The 11839-nt window shown below is 27.1% G+C and carries 14 protein-coding genes and 1 pseudogene; 6 read left to right on the top strand and 9 right to left on the bottom strand.

Annotated features, from left to right (window positions below; genetic code table 11):
* The first annotated feature begins 433 nt into the window (after window positions 1–433).
* The 5 genes from speD to OIO11_RS13840 all read left to right on the top strand — a co-directional run bounded on the left by speD (window position 434) and on the right by OIO11_RS13840 (window position 5134).
* Complete coding sequence (gene speD / locus OIO11_RS13860) at window positions 434–844, top strand: adenosylmethionine decarboxylase (protein ID WP_268072038.1); 411 nt, start codon at window positions 434–436, stop codon at window positions 842–844.
* A gap of 26 nt (window positions 845–870) precedes the next feature.
* Window positions 871–1725: a polyamine aminopropyltransferase gene (gene speE, locus OIO11_RS13855; RefSeq protein ID WP_268072035.1), complete on the top strand. Its 855-nt coding sequence runs from the start codon at window positions 871–873 to the stop codon at window positions 1723–1725.
* Window positions 1712–2563, top strand: a complete 852-nt coding sequence (gene speB / locus OIO11_RS13850; protein WP_268072034.1) for an agmatinase — start codon at window positions 1712–1714, stop codon at window positions 2561–2563. The genes speE and speB overlap by 14 nt, the downstream gene beginning before the upstream one ends.
* 418 nt (window positions 2564–2981) lie before the next feature.
* Entirely contained in the window at window positions 2982–3347 is a 366-nt protein-coding gene (locus OIO11_RS13845; protein ID WP_268072033.1) for a BlaI/MecI/CopY family transcriptional regulator, read from the top strand.
* 23 nt (window positions 3348–3370) lie between these two features.
* Window positions 3371–5134 (top strand): M56 family metallopeptidase, encoded by a 1764-nt coding sequence (locus OIO11_RS13840; protein ID WP_268072032.1) that lies wholly within the window; start codon window positions 3371–3373, stop codon window positions 5132–5134.
* 122 nt (window positions 5135–5256) lie between these two features.
* Here the strand turns inward: OIO11_RS13840 and OIO11_RS13835 are convergent.
* The 9 genes and pseudogenes from OIO11_RS13835 to OIO11_RS13795 all read right to left on the bottom strand — a co-directional run.
* Window positions 5257–5415 (bottom strand): annotated as a pseudogene (locus OIO11_RS13835) (acetyltransferase); the annotation flags it as partial.
* Window positions 5416–5704: 289 nt separating this feature from the next.
* Complete coding sequence (locus tag OIO11_RS13830) at window positions 5705–6028, bottom strand: hypothetical protein (protein ID WP_268072031.1); 324 nt, start codon at window positions 6026–6028, stop codon at window positions 5705–5707.
* A gap of 112 nt (window positions 6029–6140) precedes the next feature.
* Complete coding sequence (locus tag OIO11_RS13825) at window positions 6141–6635, bottom strand: hypothetical protein (protein WP_268072030.1); 495 nt, start codon at window positions 6633–6635, stop codon at window positions 6141–6143.
* 95 nt (window positions 6636–6730) lie between these two features.
* Window positions 6731–7282, bottom strand: coding sequence for a sugar O-acetyltransferase (locus OIO11_RS13820; RefSeq protein ID WP_268072029.1), 552 nt, complete (start codon window positions 7280–7282; stop codon window positions 6731–6733).
* A gap of 123 nt (window positions 7283–7405) precedes the next feature.
* Window positions 7406–7873 carry a DUF3888 domain-containing protein gene (locus OIO11_RS13815; RefSeq protein ID WP_268072028.1) on the bottom strand — a complete coding sequence of 156 codons (468 nt, stop codon included), beginning with the start codon at window positions 7871–7873 and terminating at the stop codon, window positions 7406–7408.
* Window positions 7874–8218: 345 nt separating this feature from the next.
* On the bottom strand, window positions 8219–8896 hold the full coding sequence (locus OIO11_RS13810; RefSeq protein ID WP_268072027.1) for a CPBP family intramembrane glutamic endopeptidase: 678 nt from the start codon (window positions 8894–8896) through the stop codon (window positions 8219–8221).
* 288 nt (window positions 8897–9184) lie between these two features.
* Window positions 9185–9448, bottom strand: coding sequence for a hypothetical protein (locus tag OIO11_RS13805; protein WP_268072026.1), 264 nt, complete (start codon window positions 9446–9448; stop codon window positions 9185–9187).
* 40 nt (window positions 9449–9488) lie between these two features.
* A complete protein-coding gene (locus OIO11_RS13800; RefSeq protein ID WP_268072025.1) occupies window positions 9489–9881 on the bottom strand; it encodes a GNAT family N-acetyltransferase in 393 nt (130 codons plus the stop codon).
* A gap of 194 nt (window positions 9882–10075) precedes the next feature.
* Window positions 10076–10570 (bottom strand): CPBP family intramembrane glutamic endopeptidase, encoded by a 495-nt coding sequence (locus OIO11_RS13795; RefSeq protein ID WP_268072024.1) that lies wholly within the window; start codon window positions 10568–10570, stop codon window positions 10076–10078.
* A 435-nt stretch (window positions 10571–11005) separates the two neighbouring features.
* Here OIO11_RS13795 and OIO11_RS13790 point away from each other — a divergent pair, with 435 nt between their 5' ends.
* The gene (locus tag OIO11_RS13790) at window positions 11006–11764 is read left to right on the top strand and encodes a ferritin-like domain-containing protein (protein ID WP_268072023.1); all 759 of its coding nucleotides are present in this window, start codon (window positions 11006–11008) and stop codon (window positions 11762–11764) included.
* The last annotated feature ends 75 nt before the right edge of the window (window positions 11765–11839 follow it).

Below are 11839 nucleotides of genomic sequence, written 5' to 3'. Positions count from 1 at the left end.
GAAACTTTCTCTTTAAAGGTTATAATGCCTTAGAAAGAAGAATATCGGAAAGCCGTGTGCGGGAAAACCGCATGCACGGTTTGATGAGGGGAAGAAGGAAATAAAATTTCCTTCAACCTACTCTACATCATAAATTACTATAAAAAAATCAAAAAAATGTATTGACAATTTTCGAAAAAATAGTATATTATATAGTGTATTTACTATAAATAAACACAAAGTTTAGAAATAGTAAACAAAAATATATATAAACACAAAGTTTATTCATAGTAAACAAAGCTATATATAAACTTTAAGTTTATATATAGTAAACAAATTTGACTATAATCGTAAAAGACCTCAATAGAAACATATTGATACTCAAGCTGTATTAATCCAAAAGGATATTAAATTTATATTAGGATAAACTAGAAAAGGAGACATGAGCATGAAAATAGAACAATTAGGAAGACATATTTTAGTTGAGTTTTACAATTGCGATAAAGAGATCTTAAATGATCATGCCTTAATAGAAAAATATATGAATGAAGCTGCAAAAGTAGCTAATGCTACTATTGTAACTAGTTGTTTTCATATGTTTAATCCTTGGGGAGTTAGTGGAGCAGTTATAATTCAAGAATCCCATTTGACAATTCATACATGGCCAGAATATGGATATGCTTCAGTTGATTTATTTACTTGTGGAGATTCTGTAAATCCATGGGTAGCTTTTGATTATCTTAAAGATAAGCTTAAAGCTGAAAAGGAAGAAGCTACAGAGGTCGCTAGAGGTCTTGTAGATAAAATACAACGTTATGCTAAAGAAGATTTTGGAGAAATAAAATTTAAGCCAGATACAAAATAGATGAGAAAATCCAGGAGGGAATAGATATGGAATTATGGTATACAGAAGAACAAACAGAAAATGTTAGACTTTCAATGAAAATCAAAAGACATCTTTATTCTGAAAAAAGTGACTTTCAACAAGTTGATGTTTTTGATACAGAGGGATTTGGAAGACTACTTACAATAGATGGACTTGTAATGGTAACAGAAAAAGATGAATTCATATATCACGATATGATAACTCATGTTGCTATGGCTACTAATCCAGAAATTAAAACGGTTCTTGTAATAGGAGCTGGAGATGGTGGAACAGTAAGAGAGTTAACTAGATATAGCTCAATAGAAAAAATTGATATGGTTGAAATAGATGAGTTAGTTGTTAAGGCTTCAAAAGAATATCTACCTTTTACAGCATGCAAACTAGATGATCCTAGAGTAAACTTATACTTTGAAGATGGTATTAAATTCGTAGAAGGAAAAGAAAACTTATATGACTTAATCATTGTTGACTCTACTGATCCTATAGGACCAGGAGAAGGACTTTTCACAACAGAGTTTTATACAAACTGCTATAATGCTCTTACTGAAAAAGGTATATTGGTAAATCAAAATGAAAGTCCTTATTACGAACACAACGCTAGAGAAATGAAGAGAGCACACAGCAAGATTAAGAAAATTTTCCCTATAGCTGAAGCTTATCAATATCATATGCCAACATATCCATCAGGACATTGGTTATTTGGATTTGCTTCAAAAGCATTACATCCAATCAAGGATTTAAATGCAGAAAAATGGAACAGCTTAGGACTTAAAACTAAATACTACAATACAGACATACATGTAGGAGCTTTTGCACTACCTACTTATGTTAAGGAGATGCTGGAAGATGAAACTGTCTAAGAATGTATCAACTTTTCTAGGTTTTGAGAATGAATATGAAGAGTCAAAAATAGTTGTTTTTGGAAGTCCTTTTGATGGAACAACTTCTTTTAGACCAGGAACTAGATTTGCATCAAACATAATGAGAAGCGAATCTTATGGACTTGAAACTTACAGCCCATACTTAGATAAGGATTTAGAAGATGTAAATGTATTTGATGGTGGAGATTTGGAATTTCCTTTTGGAAATACACAAAAAGTTTTAGATACGATTTATGATTTTACTTCTGAAATAGTAAAGGATAATAAAATTCCTGTAATGATAGGTGGAGAACACTTGGTATCTCTACCAGCTATAAAAGCTGTATATGAAAAACATAAAGATATGTATTTAATACATTTTGATGCACATACTGATCTTAGAGATGACTATATGGGTGAAAAATTATCACATGCATCAGTTATAAGAAGATCATGGGATTTTATGGGCGATGGCAAGATATATCAATTCGGTATAAGATCAGGAGAAAAAAGAGAATTTGAATGGGCTAAGGAACATACAAATTTAACAAAATTCTCTTGCGAAGGACTTGCAGAAGCTGTTAAAGAAATTGGGGATAAGCCTGTATATATAACTATTGATTTAGATATTTTAGATCCATCAATTTTCCCAGGAACGGGTACTCCTGAGCCAGGCGGAATAACTTTTAAAGAAATGATGGAAGCGATAAAAACTATGCAAGGGTTAAATATAGTAGGCACTGACATAGTTGAGCTTGCACCACAATATGATACAAGCGGAGTTTCTAATGCTGTTGCTTGTAAGATACTTAGAGAAATGGTTTTAGCAATAAGTTAGTAACCAGTAGCCAGTAACTAGTAAAGAATGTTTTGTCATGGCAAAACTATAAATTAAATAAAATGAGCATATAAATTTCAAACAAGAATCTTTTATTGAAATTTATATGCTCTTATTTTTTCTGCTTTAAACTTTTGCAAAATAAAGCCGCTGAATTTTAGTATGTATAGTTAATTATATTACATTAAACTATATTCTATTATAGTAAAAAGGATTCTAAAAGATTAAACATAAAGGTTACATATAATGTATTTTTAAATAGATATAACTGAAAATATTAATTTTAATCAGAGTATCATATATAATATCTTGAAGAATTTAATGTAAAAATATTACAAAAATATATTGACTATTCCAGATTACAGTTGTAAACTGGAATTAGAAATTACAATTGTAATTTAAAGGAGGTGGAATAATAATGCATAAAATTCCTAAAATATCGAATGCTGAATGGGAAGTGATGAAAATAATATGGAATCACTCTGAAATTACATCGAATAAGATTATACAGGAACTAAAGGATAAAGCGGAATGGAAACCAGCTACAGTTAAAAGTCTAATAAACAGATTATTAAATAAAGATGCAATTGGGTTTAATAAATCAGGAAATGAATATGTATATTTTCCTTTGGTATCAGAAGATGAATGTATAAAATTAGAAAGTCAATCCTTTATTAATAGGGTATTCAATGGTTCCATTAAATCCATGTTCTTAACTTTTGTTGAATCAAAAGAAATATCTGAAACAGATATAGAAGAATTAAAAAATATACTAAATCAATGAAGTAAAACGAAAGGTTGATGTGTATGGATTTTTTAAGTATTTTTGAGGTTATTGTACTTTCATCTTTAATAGGAAGTGTAATTGTACTAATGATATTAATTATTAAAGTAATATTTAGAAATAAACTAAATCCTACCTTTCATTATTATATATGGATAATATTGCTCATAAAATTAATAATTCCTTTTGGACCACAAACTCCTTTAAATATTTCTAATATATATCAAAATTTTTATACACGGAGTACCACAAATGAAAATATGCAAAAAACACAAATTAAATTTTCAAAACAGCTTAAAAATACAGACTTAGAAGGCTCAGTAGCAATAAGTACTTTTGAACATTCAAATAACAGTGGAATTAGTAACGATATAAACATACCTTCAAAAAACAAAGTTAATTTTGAAAAAGTTTTCTGTTTTATATGGATATCCGGGGTTGTACTATTAATAGGCATATTAGTTGCAGGACATAAAAAACTCAGAGAAATTATTAACACTTCTATAAAAAATATAAACAGCACACATAAAGAAATTCTATATAACTGTATGAAAGCTATGAATATACAAACTGATGTAGAATTATTATATTCTCAAAAAATAGGTAGCCCTTCTTTATGTGGGTTTATTAAACCAAAGATATTAATTCCAGTCAGTGTAGCAATTAATATTTCTAATGAAGAATTTAAGCATATTATAATGCATGAATTAACCCATTTAAAAAACAAGGATATATTTATAAATTGGGTTATAACATTATTGTCCATAATTTACTGGTTTAATCCAATCTTGCTCTATGGATTTCATAAAATGAGGCAAGATTGTGAAGTTTCCTGTGATGGTCAGGTAATCTCTTATTTAAATAAAGGTGAAAACATACAATATGGAAACACAATAATAAGAGTATTAGAGTTAGGAAGAAATAGCAATAGAATTGTTGGTACTACTTCTATGGTTATGAATAGTGGAGAAATAAAAAGGAGGATTATTATGATTTCAGAGTATAAAAAGATAAATATTAAGGATATATTATTAGGAACTATCCTTATTGTCATTATAGCTGGCTTAGGAATTGCAATAAACACTTCAAAAATAAGTTCAGATAAAAATCTTGCTAAAGCTGCAACGTCACAAACAGAAACACCAGCAGCCACTTCTAAAAGTACAGTTAATAATACATCAAATAAAACAGTATCAACTATTATGAAAAAAACACCAACTGATAATACAAAGTCTATAGGACTAGTTTCATCTGAAATAGTTATTTACAACTCTCATGCTGGTGAAGATTATCCATCAGGTCTAAAGGTAACTAATATAGGTACATTAATCAATGATAAACTTGTTAAAGAAGGTTTAAAGAGTAGTTTTATAATGTGTAATCCACCTAAAGAATATATAAAATCATATCAGAATACACGTAATATAATAACCAAAAATGTAAAGGACTATTCTAATACAATTCTTTTAGATATACATCGAGATATGACTGAAAATAATAAATCAAATACAAAAACAATACAACTTATACTTGCTAAAAGTAACCCACATTATGAAGCAAATAAGAAATTTGCTGACCTTTTGTTAACAGAGTTTGGAAAATCTACTGAAGTTAAGTCAAGTGTATTTGAATACAACAAAGGCATATCATATTTTAATCAAGACTTATCTAATAGGTCAGTACTTATTGAAATTGGAAATAATATGTCCAGTGATAGTGACGTTGAAGAGTGTGTAAATGTACTGGTTTCTGCATTAAAGAATATTCAAAAAGGTTCATCTAACTAATGATATGGGTTTACTTCAATAAAATACCACTTTAATAAGAATAAGCATATAAATTTCAATAAAAGATATTTGATTGAAATTTATATGTTTTTGGTTTTAATGTTTCATTCCATTTTTCATCCAATATTGTTCTTTTCGAAATCTTTAGGATCATTATAAAAATCATTATATATTGTATAATCTCCAATTGCTATATTAGCTTTTGTGATTACATTTTTTAGATATATTGTTTGGTAATCATTATTTCTTGGATATATTTTATTTGAATTTGGAATAGTCATATTTAAGTCTCTCCTTTGTATTATGATACTTTAATATAACTAGCAGAAGTCACCCATCTTATTATAGTGGTGGTAGTTCACAAGAATTTATTTCTATTTGTGTCGTGATATTTTGCTGTTGTGTCTTAACTATTTCTAGGATTATTAATCTTTTAAATCATCATTTAAGAAAAGTATGAATCAAAAATAATTATTAACATTTTTAGAAAAGATTATATAGAAGAACTATCTATCCTCCAAACTTCAAGGGAATCATTTTCAGATTTTGTAAATATGGTTACTTCTAAACCTAAATAGTCATCTTCCTTGTTCCCAAAATTTCTGTAAATCTTGTACTTACCATTGCTTGAAATCCAATGGGGTTTGTCCTTTTGATATATGCAACACTATCAATATAATAATTACCTGTTAATTTGCTACGCATTGGAAATAATTCTTCTGTATTATCATAGCATAAACTAGCATCATTTACATATCTTGAAACCTCTGTTTTAACAATTGATAGAATTTCATTCCATCGGGTATTTAATTTTTCGTATTCAGTTAAACTAATTCCATCATAAAATTTAATATTTGGTTCTATTGAGGTCCTTACTAATCTTACTTCAAGCATATCTGCACCTCCATTGTATTTAAACAGTTATTTAAGTCGTCATATTCTACTCTCAAATACTACTAAATAGTATTTTGAGAGCTTTTTGATATTTAAACTTTAAATCCCCTTATTATGATTTTTTCAAAATTTCATTAATAAATATGTAGATAAATGAAATATAAGAGAATAATAACACAATTTGTAAAGCCACTATCCAATTAAAAGGATCTCCTCTCCCACAAGAATTATATCTATATTTTTCCCAATTTCTATTTGAAAGTCCAGTTTGTTTTTCAAACAGCTTTATATATTTTCTTTTAAATAAATTATTGATACCATAATACACCAAATTCAATACAGTTGGTATTAAAAAAAGCAAACTACGAAGTTTAATACAATAATATATAAAGGAAAAAGAAAGTACAATCATTAGTAAAATAAAATATTTAATAATCTTTGTTATCAGTAAAATATAACGATCAAGCAATTCAAATATTAAAAATTCTAACATTATTAATAATATTATAGTTAATATAACTTTTGTAATTAACGTATTGATAAATAAACCTATTATAGAAATTATTTTAAAACCTCCAAAATAAAACTTCGCAAAATTATCCAGCATGATTATATCACTTCCTTACCCTATATACTTCTACTACATATATTTTGAGTTCACATTATAGGTATAGTTACGCTATATCTTTAAATGGTGTAACATCAAATGTTTTTAATAACTCTACATGGATTTCCTACAGCAAGTACATTATCAGGGATATCTTTAGTTACAACACTCCCTGCTCCTATAGTTACATTATTTCCAATTTGCACTCCTGGGCATATTATTGATCCCCCGCCAACCCAAACATTATTTCCTATAACAATTGGTTTACTATATTCTTTGCCAGTGAGTCTTTCCATAGGATCAATAGGGTGAGCAGCAGTATAGATTTGAACATTTGGTGCTAAGAGTACATTATCTCCAATTTTAACTGTATTAACATCTAGTATAGTACACCCATAGTTAGCATAAAAATTTTCACCAACTTCAATGTTATAACCATAATCACAATTAAATGGTGCTTCAATATGAAATGAACCTTTAGCGGTAATCAATTGCTTTAAAATTTCATGTCTTTTCTCTTTTTCAATTGGTCTTGTATGATTAAACTCAAAAGTTAAATTTTGGGCGTAATCTCTTTCTTTAATTAACTCTTCATCACTTGCATTATATAAGTTACCTGATAACATTTTTTCTTTTTCGCTTTTCATAATATTCAACCTCCTTTTATAGCACATCCTACACTAACTGATTTTATTACACTGATACATAGACTTTATATAATTAATGTAATCTATAATTTTTTCTTTTCTTACACATTATTTTGCAAGTGCCTAATTAATATGTTTTTTTATTATATGTTGCCAGTTCCATGGTAGTGGATAACTTCTAATGTGTTCAAATTTCTTAATTTTAACTGAGCCAAAGGCTCCAGTTTCAATTATTATTCGGTCATCTCCAACGGTATTAATAGGTCCAACAAATGGATGCACTACAAGTTCCAATTGAATTAAATACCCACTCCCACTCTCTCGTTTAACGCTTATTATATCGACGCTATATGGAAAGATTATTGGTAATTCAGTTAAATATTCTTTATAATAATTATTTATTTCTTTTTGCATGTACGGAATAAGCAGTGAAATAATCACATCTTGATATATTGCTTCTTTCGAATTTTCAGGTAGTTTAGATAATTCAGTGGTAGAAGGCTGTTTTATATTTAAGGCAAAGGAATCAAACGGGCAAAAAAAACATGTAAAACCTACTAAAAAACATAGTACAATTATAAATTTTTTCAACAAAATCACTCTCCAAAATACTTTTAATTAGTATTTGTAAAATATAAATCTCATACACATGAAAGGTGATATTTTAAAATTAAACTATGCATAATTTAGTTTTTATCTTTTTATGCTGAGTCATCATAGTATACGCTTATGCATTAATATATCATTACGTATACTATGATTACACTAAATATACCCAAATAGATAAACATCAACTCTACTTCCTTTAAACGTAAATGAGTTTGCACTCTATGACAGATACCGTCTTATTACCCCTATAAGGTTGCAGAGAATATAGGCGAAAAGCTGGTTTGTTTTATAAATAATATATATTATGATATTTCATTATATGTTTTTCTATTTCTGAACCCCTTTCCAATTACACTGCAAGTTATTATGTTTAATAAATAAAATAACTGCTAACAAACATAAAAAACCTATTGTTATAAAAATAGGGGGGTTAATATTAAAAGTAAAAGGTAACAAATTTAATATAACTAATACTAAATTATCAAAGCTATGAAGTAAAATAGATATTGTTAAGTTATTTGTATAATGATATATTAAAGCATACATTATTCCTGAAAACATTTGAACAAAATGTCCTGAAAGTAGTGATCCATGAAAACATCCAAATATAAGCCCTTGAATTATAACAGCTAAAAAAGGTGGCATTACATTTTTTAATTTTACAAATACAATACCTCTAAAAAAGATTTCTTCGCATATAGGTGCTAAAAAAACTATATGAATTATACTTCCCCAATATAATTGAATATCATTTGAGTTATCAGTTTCAATAAATTTTTTTAATAATTCAATTACCCCTAAGTCAAAAAAAGTACCGCTTACAGCCAATACTATTAATAATATAATTAGGTTAAAATTAACTTTATGTATATTTAAAAAATTTACTGGTTCTTTATTTTCTGTTTTTAACAATAAAAAAAAGAAAGTAATTGATAATAATAATGCTAAAGAAAAACCAATGTCATCATTAAAACCAATCTTATCTTGAAAAAAATATATAATCATTAAAGATATAAAAAAGGTAAAGAAATATTTAAATAAATTTATAATACATTTTAAAATAGGTTTTAAAGAAAATTTTTTATTAATGGATAGTACCTCCTATTTTTAATTTATTTACTTGACTTGTACATAAAATAATATAGATATAAATTTCTCATTTGATAAGTTGGCTTAGCTGTATAATATTTTACGATTATGTTTTAATACATTTATGTTTGTTAATATACACTTTCTTTATATTACATAGTAACCATTTCTAAAATAAACATAAAATCGTAAGTATACATTAAATTATATGTTTTTAAAAAATACAATATATATTGCAAAAGCAATAATAAAAATACCACATAATATTATTAATATTGAATATTTATTCTGCTCTTTTTCATATAATAAATATCCATCTGCAATACTCAAACATCCTTGTACTACAAATAAGATTAGAAGTCCAATATCATAGTTAAACATAAATAACCCACAAGCATCTATCAACTCTATAATACCACCAACAATAATTCCAATAATTAATATTCCAAGTCTTTTAGTTTTGTCCATATAACACTTCCTTTTCATTTTTTATAAAAAAGTATTATTATCACCATTTAAATAAAGAAATAAAACCTTTGTTACTCCTTGATAATCCAAATTTAGAATAAAATGATTCTTCAGAAGGCTTTGTTAGCAAAACAGGACTTAAGTTATTTTCCTGAAGAAGTTGCATCAAATTATCCATTGTTTTTGTACCAATTCCTTTACCTTGATAGTCTTTATGTACTAGCAACCTTAATATATAAGCATGTTTAATACCATCAGAAAGTATCTGTACAAATCCTATAAGTTTATTCAAATCATCTCTTACAGTAATCCATCCCCAAGATAATCTTAGTGATTCCTCCAATTTTTCAGGTGAACTCAATCCCCATCCTATAGTTTTTAATAGATTGTTTAACTCATTTACATTAATTTTAGCATTTCTTTTAATATGCATAGAACATCACTCCGTTCATAATAATATAAGATCGTTATAGATTTGCTAGTATGGTTTTTAGTAAAGTTATAAATCATTTAATAATTTATAACTTTCACAATTACATACCTTGTTTTTTAAAATTTACAGTGCTGTGCCTTTGGATTTTTATATCTTTTATAGCTTTTAACTTTTCATATTCATCATTATCATCATTAAATATAAAGTAAAATAGTTGAAATTGTGTTTCTTATGCAGTGAATCCAAAAAACAACCCAAAAAGCAGAAAAGTTCTTTTTTCTATATACTATATATGAATATGCTAATAATAAGCCTATTGAAAATCCGAAAAAAATATATAACAAACTATAGCTATGTGCAATTCCAAATAGAAGTGCTGAAATAATGGTAATGATAATATTTTTACCTTTAAAATACGGTATTAAATTTAATATTTCAATAATTCCATATTGAAATATTAATGTTTCTAAAATTGGAGCTGCTATAGATGTTAATATTATTTGAGTAAATAAAGAGGATCTTGCTATACTCGTAGCATCTCCCATTGGTCCAATATATTTTTCACCCAAATAAAATAATGGTATTAAAGGTATAAATATTAAATACGTAAATAATACAATCGCAGCAATAAACTTTATAGTTGATAAGTTTTTTAGGTAATTATGTAATTTGTTTAAAAGCTTATTCATCTCTTCCTCCTATATGTTATATATATATAAATTTAAATTAAATATATATAATTTTGATTTATAGCATATCAAAGTAGTTATATTAACCTTTTTTCACTTCTTTATATTTTGCAACGTAATGCATATTTTTGAATGAACAAGTTTCAAAAGATATACTTTCTTATAATTATGTAATATACACTTCTTGAAATTCTTAGACTTATTATAGTACATAGTTGTCCTAAACACAAATAATGTATTTTGTTACATATAGTAGTTAATATGTATTTAATATTAAATATATATTTTTTATTCTAGTTGATAGTAACCAATTCTAATATGAAATCACCCAGTCTATGATAAAGAATGATTTTATGTATTGGTAACTCATTAAACGGTTTAGCATATCATAATATGATGATGTCAGAGTTTCTTAGTTTTAGGGAGGAAATGTAAATGGAAATGTTTAAGATGCCGCATTATTGTGGAAGGCCAATGTCTTATAAAACATTAGAAGAAGCACTAATTCTAGTGAAAAATGCAGTGAAAGGTGAGAAAGAAGATGAACTATTCTATGACTACCTAATATCTGTTGCTCCAACACAGGAAGAAAAGGAGATTATTGCATCTATCAGAGATGATGAAAGAAAACATAATAAAATGTTTAGAGAAATTTATAAAGCATTTACTGGACAAGAAATTACTGCGCCGAAGGATATAGAATTTAAAAAGCCTAAAACTTATATTGAGGGAATTAAAAAAGCTTTATTTGGTGAATTAGCTGCAGTAGAAAGATACAGAGATATTCGTGCAGGGCTGCCAAACAGATACTACGGGGATATGGTATTTGAAATTCTTACTGATGAATTGAAACATGCCAGCAAATATAATTATATATTAAGTACAAATCAAACAGTAATGAGCCGCTCTAGTAAACCTAATATGAGTTCAACTACTAAAGCTAGACAATTTTTTAGAATAAACAAGGATGAGTATACTCCTGACCAATGGGTAATGTACATTGAGCCTTTAGTGCAACGTGCATTGGAAGAAGTAAAACAGGGAATTAATTTAGAACACTTATTTCAAGAGTTTATTTTATCAGGAGTTTTAGTTGGTAGAGGATATACTCCGCAAGAGGCTATTGAACAAGTAGAAATTTGGGAAACCACAGGAGAATCCAAACTGTTAAAAGAAAGTAAGATGAAAAAATAAAATGAACAACATAAGAAAATTGCGCAGCAATTTTCTTATGTTGTTCATTTTATTAATCTCAACTGCATATTATTA

Source organism: Clostridium sp. ZS2-4 (assembly GCF_026719745.1).
In the GTDB taxonomy this organism is placed as follows: Bacteria; Bacillota; Clostridia; order Clostridiales; family Clostridiaceae; genus Clostridium_H.
This window is presented reverse-complemented; position numbering and strand designations above follow the sequence as displayed.